A 24,397-nucleotide genomic window follows, 5' to 3' on the forward strand; every position below is an offset into this window, starting at 1 on the left:
CGAAATTACATGCATAGGCAGTTGTTGTAAAGCACCCTGAAAATTAAGCACAGGATGTAAAAACCAAAGCTGCAACTGATGATGAAAATATGAGGGAATCAAATGGATAATCAACATTCTGCACTTAACGCACGTAAACAGCAAGCAACTCCACGTGGTGTAGGCGTGATGTGTCAGTGGTATGCGGAAAAAGCTGAAAATGCCACGCTTTGGGACAAGGAAGGCAACCAATTTATCGACTTTGCTGGTGGTATCGCGGTTTTAAATACAGGCCATCGCCACCCTAAAGTGATTGCAGCGGTAACTGAACAACTCACTAAATTTACTCATACTGCCTATCAAGTTACACCTTATGAGAGCTATGTCGCTTTAGCTGAGCGTATTAATGAACGTGCGCCAATTGCGGGTCCTGCGAAGTCTGCTTTTTTCACAACAGGTGCAGAAGCTGTTGAAAATGCAGTGAAGATTGCCCGTTGTTACACTGGTCGTCACGGCATTATCACTTTTGGTAACGGTTTCCACGGTCGTTCATTCATGACGATGGCAATGACAGGTAAAACTGCGCCTTACAAACGTGATTTCGGTGTTATGCCAGCTGGTGTGTTCCACGCACGTTACCCTGTGCCTGCAAAAGGTATTTCAGTAGACGCGGCAATTGAAAGCGTTGAAGATATTTTCAGTGAAGATATTGCACCACATGATGTTGCAGCGATTGTGCTTGAGCCAGTACAAGGTGAAGGCGGCTTTCATGTTGTGCCAGCTGAGTTCTTAAAACGTTTACGCGCAATTTGTGATAAGCACGGTATTTTATTGGTAGCAGATGAAGTTCAGTCTGGTTTTGCACGTACTGGTAAATTGTTTGCAATGAACCATTACGAGACTAAAGCTGACTTGATCACGATGGCGAAAAGCTTAGGTGGTGGTTTCCCAATTTCGGGTGTAGTTGGTCGTGCAGAAGTGATGGATGCGCCAAACCCAGGTGGATTAGGCGGTACTTATGCAGGTAGTCCGATTGCGGTTGCTGCCGCGCATGCAGTGATTGATGCGATTGAAGAAGAAAACTTATGCGACCGTGCAAATGAGCTAGGCGCCGAGTTAGTTGTTGCGCTTAAAGACATTCAGCAAGCAACAGGCAATGTAGTGACTGATATTCGTGCATTAGGTTCAATGGTTGCAGTAGAACTAGAAACTGCTGAGCAAGCAAAAGTTGTACAAAACTATGCAATGGAAAACGGGTTGTTACTTCTTACTTGTGGTAAATACGGTAATGTAATTCGTTTCTTATATCCATTAACCATTCCTGCTGAGCAATTCCGTCAAGGCCTTGATATCCTGAAACAAGGTTTTGTGACACTCAAAGCAGGTAGTGCAAAAGCAATGGAGCAATCTGCATGATTCAAAACAATTTGCAGTATTTATTAAAACATCCTGATATTTCATTAGAAGCGCCTGCATCAAATGATTATATCGAGGTAAATGATGCTGCTACGGGTGAAACTTTGGCATGGGTGAAAACCTATGACCGTGCAGGGGTTGAAGCCGCAATTAACCGTTCAGCAAAAGCGCAAGCTGCTTGGAAAAAGCAAACTGCCTTGGTTCGTGCTGATGTGTTATTGGCATGGTACAACCTCATGCTTGAGCACAAAGAAAATCTGGCACAGATTTTAACTGCTGAGCAAGGTAAACCATTGGCAGAAGCTCGTGGTGAAATTGGTTATGCAGCATCATTCATCCGCTGGTTTGCCGAGCAAGCTCGCCGTGTTGATGGTGAAGTCTTAACACCGACACTACCAAACCAACGCTTGCTCGTGATTAAACAAGCGATTGGTGTCACTGCTGCAATTACGCCGTGGAATTTTCCGGCTGCCATGATTACGCGTAAAGCAGGTCCAGCTATTGCTGCGGGTTGTTCAATGTTGGTTAAGCCAGCAGAGCAAACGCCGTTAACAGCTTATGCACTTGAAGTTTTGGCATTACAAGCAGGCTTACCAACTGATGTTTTAATTAACATTAGTGGTGATGCGGCTGAAGTGGGCAAAACTTTATGCGAAAGCGATATTGTTCGTAAGCTAAGCTTTACCGGTTCAACACAAGTTGGTCGTATCTTGATGCAACAATGTGCGCCAACTATTAAAAAGCTTTCACTTGAGCTGGGTGGCAACGCGCCAGTTGTAGTATTTGACGATGCCAATCTTGAACAAGCGGTTCAGGGCATTATGGCAAGTAAATATCGTAACAGCGGTCAAACATGCGTTTGTGCAAACCGTATCTATGTTCAAGACGGTATTTACGATGCTTTAGCAGAGCGTCTGGTTGAAGCGGTGTCTATGCTTAAAGTTGGTGATGGACGCCAAGAAGGTTCAACTCAAGGGCCTTTAATTGATGAAGATGCGATTGCAAAAGTTCAGTCTCATATTGCAGATGCAACCGAGAAAGGCGCAACAATTCGTATTGGTGGTCAACGCTCGGCACTTGGTGGCACATTCTTTGAACCAACAGTTTTAACTGGCGTAACGCAAGACATGAAAGTGTCGAAAGAAGAAACATTTGGTCCACTTGCACCGCTATTCCGCTTTAAAACAGAAGATGAAGCAGTAGCAATGGCGAACGATACCGAGTTTGGTTTAGCTGCTTATTTGTTTACACAAAGCACAGCTCGTCAATGGCGAGTGGGTGAAGCACTTGAGTACGGTATGGTCGGTATTAACACGGGTGCGATTTCAAATGAAGTCGCTCCGTTTGGTGGCGTAAAACAGTCAGGTCTAGGCCGTGAGGGTTCAAAATTCGGCATTGAAGAATATGTCGAAATGAAATACCTCTGCGTAGACTTATCTGAGTAAGGAATAAAACAAGTTCGTTTTGTTCTGAACGAAAACATGCAGTTATGCTGTATGTGATGTTTCACAAAAACCGGTCATGCCCATTCATGACCGGTTTTTTCAGTTTAAGTCGACAGATATCCTTCATGGCTTTCAGGCAAACGTCGCAGTTCTTCAATCAGCGTTTCAATGAGTTTTTCAACCACAAGACGTTGGCCTTTTCTAGACACATAAACCAATTGTAGCATGCCAATATTTGACTTCCAGTCAGGCAGAATATGAATAAGTTTGCCTTTACGAATTTCAGATTCAACGGTTAAAAAGGGAAGGTCCGCGATTCCTAGGCCGTCCATAACGGCATAGTAGACACCTGCCAAGTCATTACTTTTTATTCGTGGTTGATAAGGCACATCAACCGATTCGCCATTACGGATATTGCATAAATGCCAGATATAATTTTGCTTTTGGGTTCCCAAGCTAATACTTGGAAAGTCTTCTAATTCGGAATAATGCTCAATAGTACGGCCTTGAAGTAATTCAGGCGAAGCCACTAGACAGTGGTCAGTTTTAATCACATCACGAACAATTAAATTTGAATCTTCATTCGGTTCAAAATTGGTCCGAATCGCGAGATCGATATCATCATGCAAAATATCTACTCGACGGCTTGTAAGCTCGAGTGATATTTCAACTTTAGGATAGGTTTTTAAAAACTGATTTAAAATTTTTCTAATTTGAAAATGCATCATCAAAGGTGGGCAACTCACTTTTACCAACCCTTGAGGTTCACTTTTTTGCTTTAACAAAACGTTTTCTGCACATTCAACTTGAGCAATAACTTTGCAGCATTCCTCATAAAACTCTTGACCCAAGTCGGTCACTTTAAAATGGCGGGTTGTTCTTTGAATCAGGCTGACATTAAATTTATTTTCAAGATCAATAATACGTCGGCTGAGCTTTGACTTGCTAATGTTTTCGGCTTCACTGGCCGCACTAAAGCCGCCGTGCTTTACGACCAAATAGAAATAATAAAAATCATCAAAAGAGCTTATCAATTTCAGATCAATCCATTTAAATGCAAGATTAGAATGCTTAAGCATTCTAATCTTGGTTATGTCATTATTTTTGCGATGTATTAAAGCTATAGCTGGTCATAAGGTTACGATAATCAGGAATATGATTTGAGAATAATGCACCTAAACCTTCTACATCATTACGCCAGTCACGGTGTAATTCACATGCCATACCAAACCAAGTCATAAGCTGAGCACCTGCTTTTGACATACGGTCCCAAGCAGCATCACGGGTTAATTCATTGAAAGTACCAGAAGCATCGGTAATCACAAATACTTCAAAGCCTTCTGCTAATGCAGCTAAAGCAGGGAATGCCACACAAACCTCAGTCACAACACCTGCAATAATCAGTTGTTTTTTACCTGTCGCTTTTACAGCTTTTACGAAGTCTTCATTGTCCCATGCATTGATTTGGCCAGGACGTGGAATAAAAGGCGCATCTGGAAAAAGTTCTTTTAATTCTGGAACTAAAGGACCATTTGGACCGTTTTCAAAACTTGTGGTAAGAATAGTAGGTAAATTGAAATATTTCGCAGCATCTGCAAGTGCTAATACATTGTTTTTAAATTTATCTGGATCGATATCTCGAACTAAAGAAAGTAAACCTGCTTGGTGGTCAACTAAAAGAACTGCAGCATTATCCTTGTCTAAACGCACGTAATCTTGAGCCATTTTTTATTTCCTCATGTTATCAAAATGAATGATGAAAAATTATTGAGTAGGTCATCATTGCCTAAAATTATGCTAGTTGAGTTTTATGTTGTGATTAAGTCTAAAAAATAGGATTAAGAATTTTAAAAATAGGACGATAGCCGAGACATATTCTGAAAAGGCACGATTGTCTCATAGATGAAATAATGTGTTGCTAATCCTGATCTATAAACTGCAATTATTGAGGCGTAAAATCAATCCCAGTTCAAGAAAATCCTACATATATAGGAGAGATCAGATGAAGAAATTTCTTGGTGCATATCAAAATAACCAGATGCATTGGGTGGGGGATGGTTTCCCTGTATATAACCTGTTCTCTTATGACCGTTTAGGCCAAACCCTAAGCCCATTTTTGCTACTGGATTATGCAGCGCCTTATACGTTTTCACCAACGACCGAACAGCAAGGTGTAGGCTCACATCCTCACCGCGGTTTTGAAACGGTAACGATTGCCTACCAAGGTGAAGTGACGCATAAAGACTCAAGCGGCGGTGGCGGAACCATTAAAACTGGTGATGTGCAATGGATGACTGCTGGTGCAGGCGTGTTACACGAAGAGTTCCATTCTCCTGAGTTCGCAGAGCATGGTGGTCTTTTTGAGATGGTGCAATTGTGGGTAAATTTACCTGCCAATTCAAAAATGACCCCTGGAAAATACCAGGCGATTGAAGCCAAAGATATTCCAGACATTGCACTAGACGAGCATGGTAGTCACTTGCGTGTGATTGCAGGTGAATATGCAGATGCAGAAGGTGCAGCAACTACATTTAGTCCACTAAATGTATGGGATGGCAAACTGGTTGAAGGCCAAAAACATACCCTTTATGTGCCTGAAGGTCATACGACGCTTGTTGTGGTGTTAGATGGGGCAGTTGTGGTTAATGACTCAAACCGTCTTGAAGGTAAAACCGTTGCGATTTTATCTCGTGAAGGCGTTGAGTTCACCCTAAATGCAGAAGAAGACACTAAATTTTTGGTGTTAACAGGTCAACCGCTTAATGAGCCAATTGAAGGTTATGGTCCATTTGTCATGAATACCAAAGCTGAGATTATGGAAGCGATTAATGATTTTAATCGTGGAAAATTCGGTTCACTCATGCAAGAAGGATAAATCCTCTTGATTAACCTTTAAAGCAAAGTAATAAAAAGCCCGCTATCAAGTGTGAATAGCGGGCTTTTTCGCTGTAAAGGTTCTGTTTTTATGATGGATTTCATTGTTGTTGCGGCATTGTTTTGTGTGATTGGGTTCTCATTATTGTGATCTCATGATATCCCAAAAAAAGATAGTTGTAAAACAAATGATATAAATATAGTTAAATTATCTTATTTATTTAAAAGATTTTTTTTAAATTTTCAAAGAATATAAGGTTTTATGTGCTTATTTGGTTTTGTAAGAAAATATAAAAAAAGAGATGAGTAAGAAACTAAATATTTTGTATATAAATTCATGTAAAAAATAAAAATCTGGTAGTTTTTAATACGGTGTTTTTTTAGGGTATGAGTGATAATCAAAAAAATTCTCGAAAAATGGGACATCATTTTGAATATCGCAATTATTGGCAGTGGAATGGCAGGTCTTGCGGCAGCAAGAATTCTGAAAGATGCAGGGCATACGATCACGATATTTGAAGCACTTCCTGGCCGGGGAATGGATAGCCATAGTATTGAGTTCGATGGTGGAATTATTGATGCACCACTGCGTGTTATGAATCCACATTTGTGGAAAAACACACTCAGCCTTGCTGCTCATTTAGGTATTAAAACCTTTCCGGTTCGTACTTATATGTCATGTAGCTGGTTATTTGAAGACCGTACTGAAACATGGTTAACCACATCTCGTAGCCGTATTGGTAATTTCCCGATTATCAATAACCGCAAAGGGATCCAGCAGTATGGCTGGCGTCTTGTGAAAGGGATGTTGCAATTAAAAACTGCAATCCACCAGTTTTTTAAATCTAAAAATCAAGATATTACGCTCGCTGAATTTATTAATCAGAACGATATAGAAGAAGTATTCTGGCATGGTGTGGTAATGCCAGTGCTATATACCATTTGTACTTGTAACCCAAAAACAATTGGCGACTGGCCTGCAAAAAATCTACTTGAGTTTTTACGTCACTTAACTGATGGCGACATGCTGTTACGTATGAAAGGTGGTACACCTGCATTTGTAGATAGCTTAATTAAAGATATCGACATCCATAGCGGATCAGCGATTAAGAAAGTTGAATTACAAGGCGAAAAAGTACTGGTTGAAAACAGCCAAGGTGAACAGAATTTATTTGATCGCGTGATTGTTGCAACTCCGACATCTAAGATCGATGAGTTTTTAAACCCTGAACAATTTGCTGAAGATATGAAGCTGCTGAAGCAATTCCGTTTTGAGCAAGGCGATCTTGTGATTCATACAGATGCCACAGTCATGCCACCACGCCGTAAAGACTGGTCGGTGCTTAGCTATATGATGGATCGTAAGTTTACGCGTCAGCAATTCACAGTTTGGATGAATGCAGTTGAGCCAACACTGGTTGGTAAAAATCCGGTATTCCAGACTTGGCGTCCAGTCACTGATATTGACCCTAAAAAAGTTATTTCAAAAGTGACCTTAACGCGTGCAGTAGTTGACTCGCAAACAATTGCTTTAAATAAAGAATTGCAACAACGTCATTTAGACTTAAACCGTAAAGTATTCTACTGTGGTTCATGGTCATGTGATGGCTTGCCAATTTTAGAGTCAGCAGTGACTTCTGCAATGCACATTGCTGAAATTTTAGGTGCACCTTTACCATTTGTAGGTTTAAAACCTCAGGTTGAAGTTGCTCCTGAGCTCGGTTACTAAAATTGTGAAAACAAAAGTTCGAGCAGCTCTTTCTAAACTCATTCCTCATAAATATGCAATTGATGCATCAAGCTTGGGAGATGACGAAGAGCTTGCTTGGACAAATTTGGGTTTTTGGAAAAATACCCAAAACTACCGTGAAGCTTGTTGCCAATTGGCTGACCATTTGGCACAAGCTGTCAATTTAAATTCAAAAGATCATCTATTAGATTTAGGCTGCGGACAGGGTGCAAGTTTAATGCACTGGGTACAACACTATCAGCCCAAAAGCCTTAGTGCAGTTGAACTACAATCTAAATGTGTTAATAAAATTCAAAAACTTATTCCCGAAGTAAACCAGATTTTCTGTGGTTCATTTTTAAATTTAAAACAATTTGAATTTAAACAACGCTTCGATGTGGTGTTGTGTATCGACGCGGCTTATCACAGCAATTTAAATTCATTTCTAGATTCAGTCACTCCAGTTTTAAATTCAAAAGGCCGATTAGGTTTTCATTACTTAATGAAAGCTGATTCATGTCAAAACATGACAGTCTTACAAGAACAAAAGTATCGCTATCTGCTTAAAGCAGCAGACGTGGTTTGGGACAATGTACCAAACGAGAAAATGCTAAGAAATGCCTTGGAACAACAAGGTTTTGTCGATATTCAAATTGAAGATTTATCAGAACCTGTATTACTCGGTTTTTCACAATATATTCAAAATCAACAAGACCAAAACCAAAGCCGTGGGTTGGCAAATTTTAAAATTCAAATGACTGCAAAGTTATGCCAACAACTCTACCAAAATGGATATGTACGTTATATTCAAATCACAGCAATAAAAAAATAGGATGAGCCATGTCAGCTAAATATCAAGGATCGTGTTTATGTGGAGCTGTGAGCTATCAAAGCGAAGCGGAGCCACGTTATAGCTTTAATTGCCATTGTCGAGATTGCCAGAAGGCGACGGGTTCGGCATATGCGCCAATTGCTTTTTTTCATCAATCTGAATTAACAGTGAGTGGCGAGCTTAAATATTTTGAGACTTTAGGTTCTTCTGGTCGTTCCATTAAAAGAGCGTTTTGCCCGACTTGTGGTTCTCAGCTTTTTGGCTTGCCTGAAATTGCCCCTGAAATGATTTCAATACGTGCAGGCACTTTAGATGACCCAAGTCTCTATCAGCCTAGGGCGGAAGTCTTTGTGAGCCAAGCCTATAATTGGGATACGCTCAACCCAAACCTTAAACACTTTGAAAAAATGATAGAGAAGAGCAAGAAATAAAACTTAATTAAAGAAGCCAAATATTCCTAAAACAATGATTAAAGTAAGGCTGCCAATGGCTAAAAATAATATGGTTTTTCTAAATTTTAGCTGAGGCATTTTACTTACAATAAAAATAAGGCATGCGAGTATGAGCGCTAAGGGCTGAAAAATATTTGATGGCAAAGTAAACATCTCGTTCCTTGTTGTTTTTAAATTTATTTTAGAAATAAAGTAATAAACTCATTATATCGTTTTCTTATTTAATTGACGAACAGAACTTATTTATAAATTCATATTTTTATTTCAATGATAGATAAATCAAGTTTTAAATTTAAAAGAACCATGTACGCTTTTTCTTACATTCATTCGGGAAATTTGCGTCTTTTTATGGCCTCATAAATTACCTATGATGCACTTAACGGGAACAGGAAGTTCCAAAACGTAAAACAACAACAATAAGTTTATGCATCAGGACGTGAGGTATTACAGGAAGTGTACCTAGTAACGAAATACGAAAAAAGCCCAACAGGATGTTGGGCTTTTTTCATTTTGTATTAACGAATTTCTTTTCCACCTAAGGCCGCACAATCAACAGGCGTATTCCATTTCACGGCAGTTCCTGTAAGTACAGGACGAACAATACGCCACGGCCAGAAACCAAATCTTTGGCTTTGATGATAATTAATCACCACATCTGCACCATATTTACGGGCAACAGTGGCTAATTTAGGTTTTATTTCTTCAAAACCACCATATGTTCCTTTCGCGACTTTGACTCGTTTAATAGATTTATAGTGTTCTGCTGAAGGAGTACCCTCAATTAAGCAAATTGGTGGGTTTGCAACGTTTTGAATTTGAGATGTGGTGTCTTGGGCATATGTTGTTAAAGGCAACATTAGAAATAAAGCAGATAAAATAAAACGGAGTTTCATATTTTTCCTTGTTGGTATCTTAATGAATTAAAGTTTATAAAATAGGTCTTATTAACATGACCTTATTTGGGGGCGCATTATAATCTTATCTTTTTAATATTTCTTATTTTAATCCTATATTTTTTAATAAAGTAGCAGCATCATATTTCGCTTTTAAAAGAATAAATTGGTTTTAGAAAGTTATTTTGAAGTTTAGATTTATAATAAGTGTTTATTGAATTTAAAAAACAAAGTTTTTGACAAGAGCTTTTTCTCGAAAAGATATTCTTTAAAACTATTATTAATATGTTTTGCCTAAAATTATAGCAGCGGCAAAAGAGATGGTTACTGAATTGCAGAAATACGAAAAATAATTTGAAGGGTGTAGATCAATAGATCTGTACCAGATTTTGGAAATAGCTATAATTTTTGCGTATTGCAAACCTATAGATAACAAAAAACCCCATAAATCAAATATTCATGAGGTTTAATGATGGTGCCGGCACACGGATTCGAACTGTGGACCTACTGATTACAAGTAAGAGTAACTTATTATTTTTATTGAATAAATTCAATATTGTACGGGCGTAAATTTGTAAAATATTGAATAAAATCAATGAGACCGGATTTATTTTATTATAAGTTGTTGAAAAATAAGAGTATGATCAAAAATTTATAGACTCATAGGAAAATATTCATTTTTGTAAGCCTAAGATATATAAGACCTCCATTCTGGAAAATTTGGTACAAAACCGTTGATGGACCGTAAAATTGCTACCGACTGTAAGAATAGACCGTAGAAAGATAAGAGATTTTGATAGACCGTAAATGACCGTGTTAAATCATTGAACAGCGGATATGACCGTAATCTTTTGATCATTTGTGACTGTAAGCATGTTCTAGTAGATGATGCGATGAGTGATAGAGGGGAGTGTCGGGATTTTTTTTCTTTTATATCAATTTCTCCCCCTAATTCTTGCTATTTTTCCATAATATTCAAAGGAATTTTCATATTTTCAATGCGGAAAATATTTTCCGCATTTGTATTCTCTGCTCTCCGAGAGGTCGATAGATGAGTCTCTTTGACCAGAGAATACAAATGAAAAAAGAGAAATGTTTATGAAAAACATGATATTAGTGGTAATTCATTTAAACCCTTTTGTATTTGTTAAGAAGCGAACCATATATCTGAGAACTGTTGAGCTCGTAAATTGAACTTTTTCGTCTGATAGACGTTTTTATCGTTAAGGGGATTAATAATTTTTTTAGATGAGCTTTCATGTTAGGTAATATTCTTTTTATAAATAATTAGCAGTTAATATCTGGTAGATGTTATAGAATTACTAAATTATTTCCCCCCAAATTTTTTAGTGGTCTGAGTGAGTAATTTGAAGTTGTTTGAAGATATAAATGGCAATTTAATCAATCAATTAAGTGTTGATGAACAATTGTTAAACATAGATTGGAGCTTTGCTAACCGAGAGAAAGCCCATCCTATTGAGTCTTTACATCCTTATCCAGCCAAATTTATAGGTGAACTTCCACGATCTTTAATTAGAACATTTAATAACGGGTTGCCTGTACTTGATCCTTTTGCTGGTAGCGGAACAACTTTAATGGAGGCACAACGCTTAGGATTAGAAGCAGTTGGAATTGACCTTAACCCTATTGCATGCTTAATTACGAAAGTAAAAACTTCTGCTACCCCTGAAAATTTATTAAAGCATGCAGAGGATATAGTCACTTCGGCTCAAGGACGATCTTCTGATTTGGAGTTAGATATTCCAAATATTGATCATTGGTTTAAAAAGGATATTCAAGAATCCATTGTTGTTTTATTAGACGAAATTCAAAAGTTTAAAGACAATGAAATCTTATTTGATGTTCTTCGATTATCTCTTTCTTCAATTTTAGTTAAGGTATCAAATCAAGATAGTGATACTAGATATGCTGCGGTTGAAAAAAATATAACTTCAAAAGATGTGTTTTCAAGTTTCATCAATGCTGTTAAAAAAATTCACACTGCTCTTCTTGCTAGAACTTGGAATTTAAAAGATGTACAGCTTATTCAATCGAATACTCTAGAAGTTAAGCCTGAAGATTTTAAGAAAGATGTAGGTATGGTTGTGACATCACCACCGTATCCTAATGCGTATGAATATTGGCTTTATCATAAATATAGAATGTGGTGGCTAGGATTTGATCCTTTAAAAGTTAAAGAAAAAGAGATTGGTGCTCGTGCTCATTTCTTCAAAAAAAATGCTCACACTGAAGAAAATTTTTGGCATCAGATGAATGGGACATTCGATCTTATAGATAACGTTTTAATAGACAAAGGGTACACCGCATTTGTTATAGGCAGATCTAAGATTAAAGGAAAGATTATTGATAATGCAGATATCATTCAAGATGTCGCTTCTCAACATGGCTATACAAAGACTGCTCAGATAGAGCGAGTAATTGCTTCTAAGAGTAAATCTTTCAACCCTTCATATGGCAATATCAAAACTGAAACTGTTTTGGTTTTACAGAAACAGAAATAATCATGACTGAATTAATTAAGCACTATTATAAATATTTTTCGTATGAGTTGGAATTTGCAAAGAGAGAAGCTGAAATTTTACTTTCGGATTTTGAGCTTGTAGAAACTGATAATGGATTTTTCACTAATAAAGAGGTTTCTTCAGATGTATTGAAAAGATTGGTTTATTTTTCTTCAGTAGTAAATTCTGATAAATCTGTAAGCCCCACCACTCAAGCTTTATTAGAAAACACTGCAACAAATACTAACAGGCAAGCTACAAGGTATTCTGTTCATGGCTTACATGAATATAAAGGTAAGTTTAATCCCCAAGTAGTAAAAGCCCTATTAAATATGTTTGAGGTTAGAACCGGTGATCACATTTTAGATCCATTTTGTGGTTCTGGGACATCCTTGATTGAAAGTGCTCATTTGGGGATTCATGCAAATGGTACGGATATTAATCCTCTAGCTGTATATATAGCCAATGCTAAGTTAGAAGCTCTAAAAATTGATTCACTATGCCTACGCGAAGAGTTAGAAGCAGTACTTAAGCATGTTAATGAGTGTAATTTAGTCGAAGATCCTGAAGACAAAAGAACTGAATATTTATTGTCATGGTTTGACCAAGATATTTATAAACTCTTGGAAAAATTGAAAAAGACAATTGAGGTATATGCTCTTAACTCTAAGAATATCTTACTAGTTCTTGCTAGTAATTTATTACGAGAATATTCACAGCAAGATCCAAACGATTTACGTATTAGACGTAGAAAAAGCCCATTACCAGAAACTCCTTTTTTAGAAGTATTTAAGAGATCTGTATTAACCTTTATTGAAAGAAAATCTTCTGTAATTCAATATATTGAAAAATGTCCAGAAACAAGCAAGGCAATCAATATAGATATTAGAAATGTGAAGTCGGATGATTTTTCAATTAAATTTGATGCGGCACTTACAAGTCCTCCTTATGCTACTGCTTTACCTTATATTGATACTCAACGTTTAAGTCTGGTCTGGTTAGGATTAATTCCTCCAACAGAAATTCTTCCTTTAGAATCTAGATTAATAGGTAGCCGAGAAGTACGAGGCAAAGTTGCTAAAGACCATTTATTTAATAGTTTATTATCAAATTCAGATAACCTTCCTCAATCACAAGCTGACTACTGTATAATGTTACAGAATGCACTAACAGAAGAAGATGGATTTAGACGGCAAGCAGTTCCAACTTTGTTGTACCGATATTTCGTAGGAATGAAGAAAATGTTTAGCTCAGTTCATTCTGTGATGAAACCAAATGCACCATTTGGTTTAATTATCGGTGGTAATCATACGGTCTTAAGTGGTCATAGATTTGATATTGATACTCCACAACATTTAGCAGAAATTGCTGAACATTGTGGGTGGAAGCATATAGAGTCAATTCCATTACAGACCTATCAGAGATATGGTTATCATCAAAATAATGCTATTAATACAGAGACTTTAATAATTTTAAGAAGTATATGAACGAGTTAACATTACATCCTAATGTGTATGCGACAGGGCGAAGTAAAGGACTAATACATCTTTTGGAGCGTGTTTGGGTAAAGGAACATACTCCTGGGGATGGAACTATATTTATTATCTCTGGATTTGCAAATTATAATGGAGGAGTTCGTTTTTATGAAATCTTTAAAGAACATAAAGCGAATGGTGGAAAAATCGTTGCAGTTTTTTCAGGAAGCACTTCTTCGCGTTTAACAAGTAAACAAGTAGTTGAAGAGATGCTGAACTGTGGAGCAGAAGTCCATATTGTTAATCGGAAAAGATTACTGCATGCAAAATCTTATGGAACTATGTCAAGTGCTGGTGATTCTCTTATTGTAACATCTGGAAATTTCACTGCTCCTGGTATGTCTCAAAATGTAGAGATGGCAGTGCTTTTAGATCAGGATTCTACGAAAAGTATGAATTTCTCGTGGAATGATATGTTTGATGGTATTACCAATCAAAGTTGGCAGTTTTTTAAACCTAATTTATCCAGTTTAACTGATCCAGCATGGAAGTTACTTTATGATGAAAAAGCTGGTGATATTCAATTAGATGATACAGAAGAAGTAACCATGTTACTGACCTTAAGCCATGCTGATACAGCTCGAATTAATGCTGCTCAAGGTTCTAATGCAGCTAAGGGAACACAATATTTTTGGCTGAGTAAAGATTGCTATGATTTTTTCCCACCATTAACTATTAGAAATGCTAGAGGTCATAAGGCTACTTATTCTTGTTTGATTAATATGAACTATGTAGATCTTAGTTTGATTGATACTGAGTGTAGAGTTACTTTTGAAGCCGAAAATAACTTAGATTTTCGGTTAGGTACTTCTAAACTACGTTATACTAAAATAGCCACAACTGGGGATATGGTAGCTATTTCTAGAATCGGTGAAAAAGATTATGAACTACGTGTGTTTAGAAAAGATACGACGGCTTATAGCTTATTATTTCCATATGCAGTAAATATGATTGGTCATCAGGGTAAACAGTACGGTTATATTTCTAATGCAGACTTTGCTAGAGTTATTGGTGTTTCTAAAATTGGTAAGGTTAGAGCTAGTCTTGTTTTATAGATAATTTTATTAATATAGCTTTAGATCTCTGTCAAAGAATGATTGTCGAATACGTCATTCGGAACGTAGATTAATATGCCTTCATTATCATTGAGCAATACATAAACCTCATACCAGTTCTCTTTCTTTTCGATATATTCCACTTCACCTAAGTGAAGCTTATCGCTAAAGCTAAAGGTCAGATTGGCGAGTGGTTCAGATAAATCAGATTCATCTTCACAAATAATAAACCACCCATGAAGGGTGGCTTGGTAAGGTGCATCATACTGCTGTTCTAAAGTTTGGATGTGATTGGAAATACTTTCCTTAATCGCTTCATTGTGTAGATGTGATAAATCATCTTTGGTCTTAATGCATTTCATCATCTGCTTGTTCCTCAACTTCGGATTCGATAGTTTGATTCTTAGGTTTTGGACCACGTTTGGCAGGAATCTTAGTCACTATATTCTCTTGAATATCAGTTTTACCCACTATTTCTTCAAGGCGAAGAGCCCATAATTCATATTCCTCGATCACTTCCAGTAAACGGGCTGTTTGCGGATGTAAGCGAATAACCTGTTGATCAACTAAAACTGCACCCAAGAAACTATAGTTGTTGACGGATTTTCCAATGAATAAGCCTTTCAAGGCAGTTGCATGGAATGGCTTCCCTGAGAGTAATAATTCTTTGACCGTTTTGAGGATGTCATCCACCTTGATGAGTTCAGAACTAAATCCACCCGATGATTCATTATGGCTCAAAGCAATACCAAGAGATAAATCCTCATTGTCTTGCCAAAGTTGATAATGCAATTGACCTTTAGAGCGTTCAGAAAGCTTGTTGCAAATAAAGGTTTTGATCAGGGTTTGATTCGCTTTGTCGAATACACGTTGTTGCATGTTGAAATTCCTTAGAAATAAAAAATCCCGATGACCTGTAAAGATCATCGGGACTAATAAATTGATAATGGGTTTAGTTATCTACGCTGTTCAATCTTTTGTACTTCACGTTGTACGCAAGCATTCCAAGGGGGGGAGCTTTCAACATATTGAGAGCAGTTTTTCAAAGCACCCATAGAAGCCTGTTGCATGGTGCCAAGCATTTGTCAATATGCATCAAGATCAGCAATTGAGACATCACCTGCACGTTTGGTTTGAGTCGTAGACTGACGTTGGGTAGCTTGTTCAGCTTTCCTTTGCTGTTCTAATGCTTGTTGAGCGCGAAGTTCCTGCTGCTTCAACACTAAATATTCTTCCTTAGTATCAAAGTCAGCAAAGCCAGTAATTTCTCCGTCAGCGTTGTATTTCAAAGCTCGCCAGACAGTTTTACCTTTTTCAGTTACAGGGATAATGCCATCAGGCGAACTTATGATTCGTTGAGCCATTTCCTGTTGTTGCTGAGCTTGATAAGAAACTACCAATTCATTAGCAGAATTAGCAACTTGTTGAACATCTGGATTACCAGAGAATGTAGCTACTGCAGTCAGTGCAGAGCTAATTAAATTTGAAAACCCCATCTTTATACACCTTATATTTTCTCGTTAGGAAGTGAAGACTTAGTTCTGATTTCAGGATTAGTTACATATTAAATGTATCTATATTGGGTACAAGATATATTGTATCGATAATAGGTACATGACAGCAAGTATTAATACCCCAGAAATGCAGGCTTTAACTAAGTGGTTGAAGCAAATGCGGGAAGAACAACATCTCACTATGCGTGCATTAGCTGAACGCATGGGTAAACCGCACTCGTACATTCAAAAGGTTGAACAAGGTGAGCGTCGGTTAGATGTTGTCGAGTATGTGTGGTATTGCCGTATACTTGGAGTTACCCCAGAGGAGGGGTTAGAGCAGATTAGGCAAGCGATTCCAGCATCAAGAAATTGATATGGATCATAATAACTATTAAGAAGAGACCTATTTGTTTTGCTCTTGAGGATCAAGATCAATTAAGCGAATACCCTGATGAGGGTCAATATTCAAGGCTTGGCAATAATAAATAAATTCAATGACCTCCAAGCGATAATCACCATGTTCCACATCTTCAATGTGTTGCAAAGGTTTTCCAAGCTTATGAGCTAATTGCTGTTGAGTCAGATCATTGAGTTCACGTTGCTGTTTGAGCCACTCTTTCAAAGCTTTCATTTTTATCTCCATGTACTTAGATCATAACCCCAACTACAGCATGTAGTTTGGTGAGGACATGCGTATCTTGGTCATTGCAGATACGAATAGCATGTGCAATAGATTGAATTTGTGGATGAGGAATTGATGCAAGGATGTCGGAAACATTATCAAGCTCAGGAAAGTATTTCTTCATGGTCACTCCTTGGTTAATAGACCATGTAGATAATATCTATGCAAACTCAAGGCAAATACAGAAACAGTTCTCTCTATCCATAAGAGCCAAGCGATTTTTACCCCATAAAAAGAGTGGTTATTTTAAAGAAACTCCCCACAACCATCAGGCATTCCCCCTAGATGTCCAGTCCGAAACAGAAAATGCAAGGAACCTTAAAAAATCCTCCCTAAATGCCACAATAAAAAACTTTCATTAATGAAAGCAAAAGAAAACCCCCATTAACCTACTCAAGAACAGGGGAGTAATTTGATTATAGATGGGATAAATGAGGGTTTATTGCTATGTAGTTCTGCCAATCAACACCAATAGAACTAGCAAGCTTCTGATGATGGTTTTTTAGGATTTGGTTCTTTTCATCTTCAGGTGCATCAATGAGTTGCAGGACTAAATGAATTGGCTCTATACCTAATAGGGCTGCATGTTCAACGAATTTTTGATTCATGACTTGTGAGCGAAGTGTTTCCACTGTAGTTCCTATACTCTCTGCTCTATCAACAGTAATGCTTGCAAACTCTCTTTGTAGAGTAGGATTATGTGCAAGAAAAGAAGCAACAGCTTCATTGAAATATTCCGAATAGTCTTTCATGTTAGATGCTCAATAACTAATGTTTTTTTTTGGTAATAAATGCATCATAGATGGAATGTTGCGGGAAAAAAAGATAAAGGGATTATTCGTTAATTGGTTGTAGAGGATTAGGGGGATTGTTCAGAAGGGACTAATTCATAGCATAGTTCTACAGATAGGATCATATAAAGCAAAACTCCCCAGAACTTTTAGGGGGTTAGCCTAGATGTCCTGTTTGAAACAGGAAATACAAGTAACCTTGAAAATTCCCCTAACGCTTTAAGTTTTCAATGCGTCCTGCTCTGTGCAGCGATAGCAACTATGAAAAGTTGATGTATCGACATCGCAATTCGCATGGAAAGCCAAAGAGCTGGAAACGATATGAGGAACATGTTGGATAGGGAAGTAGAGCAGGTCCAATGATCTATTTGGACCAACAGATTATCGATCAAATGGACCACAAAATAGTCCGTTGGGCCAGAATTGAGCTAAACCTACAGATAACAAAAAACCCCATAAATTAAATATTCATGAGGTTTAATGATGGTGCCGGCACACGGATTCGAACTGTGGACCTACTGATTACAAGTCAGTTGCTCTACCAACTGAGCTATGCCGGCGATGTGGAATGAATTTTACAGTTTCTTAAAAAAAATACAAGCTAAAAAATGAGCAGTTAGATGGTTTTTCACATCTGATAATGAAAGATAGTTTAAAGAATTGGATGGGAAGGAATGAGTCGTTGTTCACGTGCTAAGTCAATGAAAGCACGTAATGCGGCACTCGGGTGTTTTCCTTGTGGGTAATATAAGCATAAACCAGCATAGAGAGGCGTCCAGTCCTCCAAAACCCGTACCAGTTTACCTTGTTCGATGAGCGGAGCTACAAACCAATGCCCTGTATAGGCCAAGCCAATACCAGATAAAGCACTGTCAATGGCTAACATATAGGTGTCAATTGTGAGAGGTCCTGAAACATCAATAGTTAAAGATTCATTGTGTTGGGAAAACTCCCATTTATAAATTTTACCGCTAGGCAATCGTAGACGGATGCATTGATGTTTTAACAAATCAGAAGGTATGTGGGGGATGCCATGTGTATTTAAATAAGTTGGGGTTGCAACTACGGCCATGGATTGCTTTGGGCCTATTTCAATGGCAACCATATCTTGTGGGACGGCACTTGAGAAACGTATGCCAGCATCAAAACCTTCTTTTACAATGTCAATAAACTCTCCATCAGAAACAAGATCAACTCGTACATCTGGATAGCGACGTATATATTCAATGATTACAGAATGCAGAATTTGCCGAGACATGCCTTCTTCCGCATTGATTCTTAATGTTCCTGAGGGAGTGGCACGACGGTCTAATGTCTCTTGCACAGCAAGATCAATTTGTTCTAAAGCTGGTGTAATACGCGTTAAAAACTGTAGACCTGCTTCGGTCAGTGAAACACTACGGGTTGTCCGGTTAAATAATCGTATCCCTAAATTATGTTCTAGCTGAGCAATATTTCGGCTGAGTGCTGAAGATGACATATCTAATTCAACGGCGGCTGACCGAAAATTACGGTGGTTGGCAAGAGCGATCACAGCTTTTAGGTCAGTTAGACTTGTGTTATTCATTGTCCCGATTTATGCATTAATTCATCCCATATTATCCCTCTTATAACAAGAATATTGTGAAGCTACAATCAAAAGCATCAACTCACATAAGGCTTAGAGATATGGTTCATCAAATTTTATTGCCATCAATAATTCAATACTATTTTGAATCAGATCGGCAGACGGCAGAAGCTGTAGTTGCTTGTTTTTCAGAGCATGGTGTTGTACGCGATGAAGGTCGTGAATATGTTGGTCACAAGGCCATCTTAGGCTGGAAGCAGCAGGCTTCAACTCAATATGAATATCATGTGGAACCACTGAGCATTGATGTGCAAGATGGGCAGCATCTGGTTGTAGCACGTGTGGAGGGTAACTTCCCTGGCAGCCCGATCAATTTACATTATGCCTTCCAGCTAAACGATGAAAAAATTGAAGTATTGGAGATTACAGTATGAATTTTCCTTTACAACTCTTGGGAAAAAGGGCGTTGGTTACAGGTGGCAGCAAAGGAACTGGAGCCGCTGTTGTAAGAGCATTACATCAAGTTGGTGTGGATGTCATGACTGTTGCTCGCCATCCTGTACGGGATTTACCACAAAATGTGCATTTTATTGAAGCTGATTTAACTACAGCTAAAGGATGCAGTGATGTAGCGCAGGCTGTGCAGAAACACTGGGGGAAAATTGATATTGTTGTACATGTCTTAGGTGGTTCATCTGCCCCAGCAGGCGGATTTGCTGTATTGGGTGATGAAGAGTGGGAGCGAGAAATCAATTTAAATTTGATGCCTGCCATTCGTCTAGATCGGGCATTAATACCTCTGATGCTAGAGCAAGGTTCCGGCGTTATTATTCACGTAACATCTATTCAAAGAGAATTACCTTTACCAGAATCAACAACTGCATACGCAGCAGCAAAAGCGGCGTTATCTACATATAGTAAAAGTTTATCTAAAGAGATTTCTCCAAAGGGAATTCGTGTTGTGCGTGTGGCGCCGGGATGGATTGAAACCGAAGCTGCTGTGGCTTTGGCAGAACGTCTTGCACTTGAAGCGGAAACAAACTATGACGGTGGCAAGCAAATCATTATGAACGCTTTGGGTGGGATTCCGTTAGGACGCCCAAATAGACCGGAGGAGGTTGCAGATTTGATTACTTATTTAGTGTCTGATCGCGCTTCGGCAATTACTGGAACTGAATTTGTGATTGATGGTGGAACTGTGCCTACCGTGTAAAATATGCAAATGCGTGCGGTCTGCTTTTGTGAAGACAGCACGCTATCATATTTAGTTGGTTTTCAACACATAGATAAACGAATCAACACGTTCGCCACTATTTAAAGTAACCTGAACAGGTACTCTTTCGTATTCTTCGCCTTCAAAGTCATCAAGTAATTTCCAGTTTGCATTTAAATGTTCTGAGCTAAAACAAAACCTTGAACTTGATTAGCGGCATCATCGAGCACAATTCCCGGATAGCCTAAATCAGCACCCCAACCTTCGTTACGTAAGGTCCCATTTACCCAGCCTTCTTGCCCATTGTCCGCCAATATTTTCAAGGATATGAGCATTAGGTCGGCCTGGGCCTAATGTGCCATAAACAAATAAACTCGACATGTGAGGTTCCTTTAAATTAAAAATTAATGAGCTTTTGCGTGTGAGGTATAAACCGCTAAAAATATTCCAAGTAATGAAAGTACAACGGTTAAGCCGACTATGGCGTTCCATCCGCCATGTAACCAGAACCAGCCACCTGCCGAGCCAACAATGCTCGAACCCATATAGTAAAACAGTAAGTACAGTGAACTGGCGTGGGCTTTGGCTTGTTTGCTTTCAGCACCCACTGAGCTGCTTGTGAGTGAGTGGGTAATAAAGAAACCCGTCGTAATAAATGCAATACCGATAATAATGCCAAAAAGAGAGGTGAGTAGCGTCATGAGACTGCCCACAATCATTAAGGCAAAGCCACTCATCATCATGGTTTTTTTACCGAAGCGGTCAGCTAGGCCACCTGCTAATGAGGAAGACACCATACCGAAGCTATATGACAAGAAAATAAGGCTAATTTGCGTTTGACTCAGTGAATAAGGCGCACCGCTTAAACGGAAGGTAGCGTAGTTAAATAAGGTAACAAACACACTGGTCAGCAAGAATCCAATTGCAAACAGACGTAGCAATTTGAAATTACTTAAATGGGTACGCCACATTTGTATGTGAAAATCTAAATTCAAACCTTTTTTTTGTACGAAATTACGCGAAGCAGGAAGTAAGTTCAAAAAAGCAATTGAGCAAATAAAGCAGATTGCCCCAAGTAAGCCTAAAGCAGTGCGCCAAGAAAAATATTCAATCAAAACGCCCATGCCAACACGGCCCATCATTCCACCAAAGGCTGTACCTGCAATATATAAACCCATGGTTTTACCAAGGTGTTCAGGTGCGATTTCTTCAGCAATCCAAGCCATAGTTACAGCGGGTACTCCACCGAGTAACAGACCCTCTAGTGCTCGAGCTATCAGTAAACTGTGCCAGTTAGGCGTAAACATCGCCACAATATTAAGAATAGCTGCACACAGCATTGAGCTGAAGATCACACCACGACGGCCAATCGCTTGTGAAAAAGCGCTCGATAGTACAATTGAAATCGCTAAAAAGGCGGTCGTTAAAGACAAGGCTAAAGAGCTACTCGCAGGGCTAATCTGGAAGCTTTGGCTAAACGCTGGCAGAAGCGGCTGTACGCAATAAATCAGAGAGAAACTAGCAAAGCCTACCAAGAATAAAGCGAAACCAGCGTGCTTATAGGCTTTAGTACCTTTGTGAATCCACTCGCGAGAAAGAACAGAAGTTGCTTCAGTGCTTAAAGTGCTGGGTGTAGATGAAGAGCTCATATCATGACCATGACAGAAAAGAGGTGCAGCGCCTTTCGGCGTGCTTCATCGAGAAAATTCGATAAATTAAAATTAGCAATTTAGATGGTATTTTTCTAATATATTTAACAATAGGTCATGATATGTTTTATATATAGCGATGGAACTAAGGCATATACGCTACTTTTTAGCAGTAGCAGAAGAAAAAAACTTTACCAGAGCGGCGCATCGCTTAAACATGAGCCAGCCACCTTTAAGCATGCAAATAAGAGACTTAGAAGAAGAGTTAGGTGCAGATTTATTTATTCGTTCTCCGCATGGGGTGGAACTGACCGAAGCTGGGCTTGCCTTTTTAAATGCCATTCAGCCTGTACAGCAACGTGTAGAAGATGCAGCGAACTTAGTCAAACAAGTGGCAAATGGTGAAGTTGGCCAATTGCGATTAGGTTTTACAGGCACTTCAATGTTGAATCCTTTAATTCCTAAATGCGTTCGCTATTTTCAGCAGCAATATCCTAAAGTGAATTTAAAGCTTGAAGAAGCTAACACCTTGCTGCTCATAGACTTACTGCTTGAAGATCGTTTAGATGTCGCGATTATTCGGCCTCCAAGTCATATTCCAGAGAGCTTAATCGTTCAAGAGTTATTGGCTGAACCCTTAATTGCAGCCTTACCTTCAGAGTCTTTTAAACTAGACGAGTCATCAAAAGAAATTGATTTAGCTTCCCTGCGAGAGCTTGATTTTATTGTCTCTCCACCTTCAATTAGTGCAGGGCTTTTTGATGCGATCAGACAAGCATGCCAAAGCTGTGGCTTTGAACCTAGAATTGGGCAAAATGCACCGCAAATTGTGTCAATTTTATCGTTAGTGTCTGCAAACTTGGGGGTGTCTTTGGTTCCAGAGTCGACCAAACAATTGCAAATACAGGGTGTGGCTTATCGGTCGTTGCAAGCGCCAGTACCTACGGTGGGTTTAGCGCTTGCATATAAAAAACATGCCCCTTCACAAATGGCAATTAATTTTGCCAGTGTGGTGCAAGTGGCTTGCCATCATGCAGAGCAATATAAATGAAATTAGCCAAATTATGCTTTAGGCGCTCTATTCATTAAAAAGATGCCTGAAATAATGAAAATTGCGCCATATAAAAAAGATAAAGTCGGTTGCTCATGAATGAAGACCCAAGCCATGAGAGCCGCAAAAATTGGCTCAGAAAGCTCAGTCACTTGTACTTTTGCCGCACTCATATAAGACAAAGCTTTGGTGGTACAGAAAAAGCCTAGAATGGTTGGCAAGACTGCTAAGCCAACCAAACCTAAAATGATATCAGTATTAAAGTTTATGCTATGAAAGTTGATTAAAAAGGGAACAGCAAGATAAACACTACCAAAAAGTAATAAGTACTTGGTTAGAAATAAGCCACCATTTAATCTGAATTTTTTAATTAATACTGAAAATAAACCATATCCAATACCTGCAATAGAAGCATTGATAAGCATTAATAAACTATTTTCACCTTTCCATGAAATTACACTAATACCCGTTACAGCTAATAATGTTCCAATAATTGAATGAATATAAATACTTTCTTTTAAAACTAATCTGCCAAAAAATAAAGCTGAAATAGCTGCTGAAGCCATTAATACCACGACCACATTGGCCGCAGCACCGTGGTTGTAGGCAATGGTCTCGAAAAAGAATAGAGAGAAAATGCCTAAAAAGGCACATATCGCAATTTGAGCAAAAACACTGAGCTTGCTCGGAGTGCTACTAATGTATGCAATCTTCTGGCTAACAGGGACTTTAAATAAAAAAACACTTAAAAAGAAAAAGGCAATAATGGTTTTTAAAAAGGCAATATCTTGTGGGTTTAAACCACTATGCATGAGTAATTTACTAATCACACCAATAGAGGCATTGAGTGCAGCTGCACAGAGCGCAAATAGGGTTCCGATAATTAAATTATTCACTTTTATAATACTTCCATATATTTAGCCACAAGGATTCTACATTATTTTTTGTAATAATATAGCCCTGTTAAATTCCTTCTTTTCCATGAAGTGTAAGTTATTTAAATTTTGTTGGTGGTGAATATTAATTGGAATTAATTTTTTTTGTTTAAACAATATTGTTGCTTAATTGTTAATTAAATTTATTACTTTTATTTTTGATTAATAATACTTCCTTTAGTTAGAAAATCTAAAAAATAATATTTTGTTGACATTTTATAAAATATATTTAAACATAATATTTGCTTGTTTTAAGTTTAATTAATAATAATCTTAATTCT

24 protein-coding genes, 1 tRNA gene and 2 pseudogenes are annotated in these 24,397 nt (G+C 38.1%); 13 read left to right on the forward strand and 14 right to left on the reverse strand.

Features of this window, described 5'->3' with window-relative positions; genetic code table 11:
• Positions 1 to 102: 102 nt before the first annotated feature.
• Both gabT and MKL38_RS11135 read left to right on the forward strand, forming a co-directional pair.
• Positions 103 to 1,395, forward strand: coding sequence for a 4-aminobutyrate--2-oxoglutarate transaminase (gabT, locus tag MKL38_RS11130; protein ID WP_270903276.1), 1,293 nt, complete (start codon positions 103 to 105; stop codon positions 1,393 to 1,395).
• Positions 1,392 to 2,840, forward strand: coding sequence for an NAD-dependent succinate-semialdehyde dehydrogenase (locus MKL38_RS11135; protein ID WP_270903277.1), 1,449 nt, complete (start codon positions 1,392 to 1,394; stop codon positions 2,838 to 2,840). Before gabT ends, MKL38_RS11135 begins: the two co-directional genes overlap by 4 nt.
• A 104-nt stretch (positions 2,841 to 2,944) precedes the next feature.
• Here the strand turns inward: MKL38_RS11135 and MKL38_RS11140 are convergent, their stop codons facing one another.
• Together MKL38_RS11140 and ycaC are read right to left on the reverse strand one after the other, a co-directional pair.
• A complete protein-coding gene (locus MKL38_RS11140) occupies positions 2,945 to 3,919 on the reverse strand; it encodes a LysR substrate-binding domain-containing protein (RefSeq protein WP_270903278.1) in 975 nt (324 codons plus the stop codon).
• Positions 3,920 to 3,938: 19 nt separating this feature from the next.
• Entirely contained in the window at positions 3,939 to 4,565 is a 627-nt protein-coding gene (gene ycaC / locus MKL38_RS11145) for an isochorismate family cysteine hydrolase YcaC (protein WP_003653981.1), read from the reverse strand.
• A gap of 277 nt (positions 4,566 to 4,842) precedes the next feature.
• On the opposite strand from ycaC, the gene MKL38_RS11150 reads away from it, so the two are divergent.
• The 4 genes from MKL38_RS11150 (at position 4,843) to MKL38_RS11165 (ending at position 8,706) form a co-directional block, all read left to right on the forward strand.
• Positions 4,843 to 5,715 (forward strand): pirin family protein, encoded by an 873-nt coding sequence (locus tag MKL38_RS11150; protein ID WP_270903279.1) that lies wholly within the window; start codon positions 4,843 to 4,845, stop codon positions 5,713 to 5,715.
• Between the two features lie 429 nt (positions 5,716 to 6,144).
• On the forward strand, positions 6,145 to 7,443 hold the full coding sequence (locus tag MKL38_RS11155; RefSeq protein WP_044425777.1) for an FAD-dependent oxidoreductase: 1,299 nt from the start codon (positions 6,145 to 6,147) through the stop codon (positions 7,441 to 7,443).
• 4 nt (positions 7,444 to 7,447) lie between these two features.
• The gene (locus MKL38_RS11160; protein WP_270903280.1) at positions 7,448 to 8,275 is read left to right on the forward strand and encodes an SAM-dependent methyltransferase; all 828 of its coding nucleotides are present in this window, start codon (positions 7,448 to 7,450) and stop codon (positions 8,273 to 8,275) included.
• Between the two features lie 8 nt (positions 8,276 to 8,283).
• Positions 8,284 to 8,706, forward strand: a complete 423-nt coding sequence (locus tag MKL38_RS11165) for a GFA family protein (RefSeq protein ID WP_270903281.1) — start codon at positions 8,284 to 8,286, stop codon at positions 8,704 to 8,706.
• 536 nt (positions 8,707 to 9,242) lie between these two features.
• On the opposite strand, the gene MKL38_RS11170 is transcribed toward MKL38_RS11165, so the two are convergent.
• Positions 9,243 to 9,620 carry a hypothetical protein gene (locus tag MKL38_RS11170; RefSeq protein WP_270903282.1) on the reverse strand — a complete coding sequence of 126 codons (378 nt, stop codon included), beginning with the start codon at positions 9,618 to 9,620 and terminating at the stop codon, positions 9,243 to 9,245.
• 1,358 nt (positions 9,621 to 10,978) lie between these two features.
• On the opposite strand from MKL38_RS11170, the gene MKL38_RS11175 reads away from it, so the two are divergent.
• From MKL38_RS11175 to MKL38_RS11185, 3 genes are read left to right on the forward strand one after another with little or no spacing between them, the layout of a single operon-like run.
• Positions 10,979 to 12,142 carry a DNA methyltransferase gene (locus MKL38_RS11175; protein ID WP_270903283.1) on the forward strand — a complete coding sequence of 388 codons (1,164 nt, stop codon included), beginning with the start codon at positions 10,979 to 10,981 and terminating at the stop codon, positions 12,140 to 12,142.
• 2 nt (positions 12,143 to 12,144) lie between these two features.
• Positions 12,145 to 13,629 (forward strand): DNA methyltransferase, encoded by a 1,485-nt coding sequence (locus MKL38_RS11180; RefSeq protein ID WP_270903284.1) that lies wholly within the window; start codon positions 12,145 to 12,147, stop codon positions 13,627 to 13,629.
• Positions 13,626 to 14,732, forward strand: a complete 1,107-nt coding sequence (locus MKL38_RS11185; protein WP_270903285.1) for a restriction endonuclease — start codon at positions 13,626 to 13,628, stop codon at positions 14,730 to 14,732. The genes MKL38_RS11180 and MKL38_RS11185 overlap by 4 nt, the downstream gene beginning before the upstream one ends.
• A gap of 20 nt (positions 14,733 to 14,752) precedes the next feature.
• Here MKL38_RS11185 and MKL38_RS11190 read toward each other — a convergent pair whose 3' ends face one another.
• The 3 genes and pseudogenes from MKL38_RS11190 to MKL38_RS11200 all read right to left on the reverse strand — a co-directional run bounded on the left by MKL38_RS11190 (position 14,753) and on the right by MKL38_RS11200 (position 16,228).
• A complete protein-coding gene (locus MKL38_RS11190; RefSeq protein ID WP_270903286.1) occupies positions 14,753 to 15,097 on the reverse strand; it encodes a hypothetical protein in 345 nt (114 codons plus the stop codon).
• Positions 15,081 to 15,611: a hypothetical protein gene (locus tag MKL38_RS11195; protein ID WP_270903287.1), complete on the reverse strand. Its 531-nt coding sequence runs from the start codon at positions 15,609 to 15,611 to the stop codon at positions 15,081 to 15,083. Before MKL38_RS11195 ends, MKL38_RS11190 begins: the two co-directional genes overlap by 17 nt.
• Positions 15,612 to 15,688: 77 nt before the next feature.
• Positions 15,689 to 16,228, reverse strand: a pseudogene (locus MKL38_RS11200) (hypothetical protein).
• 118 nt (positions 16,229 to 16,346) lie between these two features.
• Here MKL38_RS11200 and MKL38_RS11205 point away from each other — a divergent pair.
• Positions 16,347 to 16,601, forward strand: a complete 255-nt coding sequence (locus tag MKL38_RS11205; RefSeq protein WP_098729484.1) for a helix-turn-helix domain-containing protein — start codon at positions 16,347 to 16,349, stop codon at positions 16,599 to 16,601.
• A gap of 30 nt (positions 16,602 to 16,631) precedes the next feature.
• Here MKL38_RS11205 and MKL38_RS11210 read toward each other — a convergent pair whose 3' ends face one another.
• The 5 genes from MKL38_RS11210 to MKL38_RS11230 all read right to left on the reverse strand — a co-directional run bounded on the left by MKL38_RS11210 (position 16,632) and on the right by MKL38_RS11230 (position 19,268).
• Entirely contained in the window at positions 16,632 to 16,859 is a 228-nt protein-coding gene (locus MKL38_RS11210) for a helix-turn-helix transcriptional regulator (protein ID WP_270903288.1), read from the reverse strand.
• A 16-nt stretch (positions 16,860 to 16,875) separates the two neighbouring features.
• Positions 16,876 to 17,034 carry a hypothetical protein gene (locus tag MKL38_RS11215; protein WP_270903289.1) on the reverse strand — a complete coding sequence of 53 codons (159 nt, stop codon included), beginning with the start codon at positions 17,032 to 17,034 and terminating at the stop codon, positions 16,876 to 16,878.
• A 292-nt stretch (positions 17,035 to 17,326) separates the two neighbouring features.
• Positions 17,327 to 17,662, reverse strand: a complete 336-nt coding sequence (locus MKL38_RS11220; protein WP_270903290.1) for a DUF6388 family protein — start codon at positions 17,660 to 17,662, stop codon at positions 17,327 to 17,329.
• A gap of 523 nt (positions 17,663 to 18,185) precedes the next feature.
• Positions 18,186 to 18,261: transfer RNA gene (locus MKL38_RS11225), tRNA-Thr, on the reverse strand.
• Positions 18,262 to 18,353: 92 nt separating this feature from the next.
• The gene (locus MKL38_RS11230) at positions 18,354 to 19,268 is read right to left on the reverse strand and encodes a LysR family transcriptional regulator (RefSeq protein WP_270903291.1); all 915 of its coding nucleotides are present in this window, start codon (positions 19,266 to 19,268) and stop codon (positions 18,354 to 18,356) included.
• A 101-nt stretch (positions 19,269 to 19,369) separates the two neighbouring features.
• On the opposite strand from MKL38_RS11230, the gene MKL38_RS11235 reads away from it, so the two are divergent.
• Positions 19,370 to 19,702, forward strand: coding sequence for a nuclear transport factor 2 family protein (locus MKL38_RS11235; RefSeq protein WP_270903292.1), 333 nt, complete (start codon positions 19,370 to 19,372; stop codon positions 19,700 to 19,702).
• The gene (locus MKL38_RS11240) at positions 19,699 to 20,481 is read left to right on the forward strand and encodes an SDR family oxidoreductase (protein ID WP_270903293.1); all 783 of its coding nucleotides are present in this window, start codon (positions 19,699 to 19,701) and stop codon (positions 20,479 to 20,481) included. Before MKL38_RS11235 ends, MKL38_RS11240 begins: the two co-directional genes overlap by 4 nt.
• Before the next feature lie 51 nt (positions 20,482 to 20,532).
• Here MKL38_RS11240 and MKL38_RS11245 read toward each other — a convergent pair.
• Both MKL38_RS11245 and sxtP read right to left on the reverse strand, forming a co-directional pair.
• Positions 20,533 to 20,862 (reverse strand): annotated as a pseudogene (locus MKL38_RS11245) (gamma-glutamylcyclotransferase family protein).
• Between the two features lie 23 nt (positions 20,863 to 20,885).
• A complete protein-coding gene (gene sxtP / locus MKL38_RS11250) occupies positions 20,886 to 22,130 on the reverse strand; it encodes a multidrug efflux MFS transporter SxtP (RefSeq protein WP_017391009.1) in 1,245 nt (414 codons plus the stop codon).
• Between the two features lie 139 nt (positions 22,131 to 22,269).
• Between sxtP and sxtR the strand changes: the two genes are divergently transcribed.
• Positions 22,270 to 23,181 carry a multidrug efflux pump transcriptional activator SxtR gene (gene sxtR, locus MKL38_RS11255; RefSeq protein WP_017391008.1) on the forward strand — a complete coding sequence of 304 codons (912 nt, stop codon included), beginning with the start codon at positions 22,270 to 22,272 and terminating at the stop codon, positions 23,179 to 23,181.
• Positions 23,182 to 23,192: 11 nt separating this feature from the next.
• On the opposite strand, the gene MKL38_RS11260 is transcribed toward sxtR, so the two are convergent.
• A complete protein-coding gene (locus MKL38_RS11260; protein ID WP_270903294.1) occupies positions 23,193 to 24,077 on the reverse strand; it encodes a DMT family transporter in 885 nt (294 codons plus the stop codon).
• Between the last annotated feature and the right edge of the window lie 320 nt (positions 24,078 to 24,397).

This window comes from Acinetobacter sp. AOR14_HL (genome assembly GCF_027855175.1).
Taxonomy (GTDB): domain Bacteria; phylum Pseudomonadota; class Gammaproteobacteria; order Pseudomonadales; family Moraxellaceae; genus Acinetobacter; species Acinetobacter calcoaceticus.

Coding starts and splice junctions, on each gene's coding strand:
- gabT (WP_270903276.1), top strand. CDS start 103: ATGGATAATCAACATTCTGCACTTAACGCACGTAAACAGCAAGCAACT.
- MKL38_RS11135 (WP_270903277.1), top strand. CDS start 1,392: ATGATTCAAAACAATTTGCAGTATTTATTAAAACATCCTGATATTTCA.
- MKL38_RS11140 (WP_270903278.1), bottom strand. CDS start 3,919: ATGCTTAAGCATTCTAATCTTGCATTTAAATGGATTGATCTGAAATTG.
- ycaC (WP_003653981.1), bottom strand. CDS start 4,565: ATGGCTCAAGATTACGTGCGTTTAGACAAGGATAATGCTGCAGTTCTT.
- MKL38_RS11150 (WP_270903279.1), top strand. CDS start 4,843: ATGAAGAAATTTCTTGGTGCATATCAAAATAACCAGATGCATTGGGTG.
- MKL38_RS11165 (WP_270903281.1), top strand. CDS start 8,284: ATGTCAGCTAAATATCAAGGATCGTGTTTATGTGGAGCTGTGAGCTAT.
- MKL38_RS11170 (WP_270903282.1), bottom strand. CDS start 9,620: ATGAAACTCCGTTTTATTTTATCTGCTTTATTTCTAATGTTGCCTTTA.
- MKL38_RS11180 (WP_270903284.1), top strand. CDS start 12,145: ATGACTGAATTAATTAAGCACTATTATAAATATTTTTCGTATGAGTTG.
- MKL38_RS11185 (WP_270903285.1), top strand. CDS start 13,626: ATGAACGAGTTAACATTACATCCTAATGTGTATGCGACAGGGCGAAGT.
- MKL38_RS11190 (WP_270903286.1), bottom strand. CDS start 15,097: ATGATGAAATGCATTAAGACCAAAGATGATTTATCACATCTACACAAT.
- MKL38_RS11195 (WP_270903287.1), bottom strand. CDS start 15,611: ATGCAACAACGTGTATTCGACAAAGCGAATCAAACCCTGATCAAAACC.
- MKL38_RS11205 (WP_098729484.1), top strand. CDS start 16,347: ATGACAGCAAGTATTAATACCCCAGAAATGCAGGCTTTAACTAAGTGG.
- MKL38_RS11210 (WP_270903288.1), bottom strand. CDS start 16,859: ATGAAAGCTTTGAAAGAGTGGCTCAAACAGCAACGTGAACTCAATGAT.
- MKL38_RS11215 (WP_270903289.1), bottom strand. CDS start 17,034: ATGAAGAAATACTTTCCTGAGCTTGATAATGTTTCCGACATCCTTGCA.
- MKL38_RS11220 (WP_270903290.1), bottom strand. CDS start 17,662: ATGAAAGACTATTCGGAATATTTCAATGAAGCTGTTGCTTCTTTTCTT.
- MKL38_RS11230 (WP_270903291.1), bottom strand. CDS start 19,268: ATGAATAACACAAGTCTAACTGACCTAAAAGCTGTGATCGCTCTTGCC.
- MKL38_RS11235 (WP_270903292.1), top strand. CDS start 19,370: ATGGTTCATCAAATTTTATTGCCATCAATAATTCAATACTATTTTGAA.
- MKL38_RS11240 (WP_270903293.1), top strand. CDS start 19,699: ATGAATTTTCCTTTACAACTCTTGGGAAAAAGGGCGTTGGTTACAGGT.
- sxtP (WP_017391009.1), bottom strand. CDS start 22,130: ATGAGCTCTTCATCTACACCCAGCACTTTAAGCACTGAAGCAACTTCT.
- sxtR (WP_017391008.1), top strand. CDS start 22,270: ATGGAACTAAGGCATATACGCTACTTTTTAGCAGTAGCAGAAGAAAAA.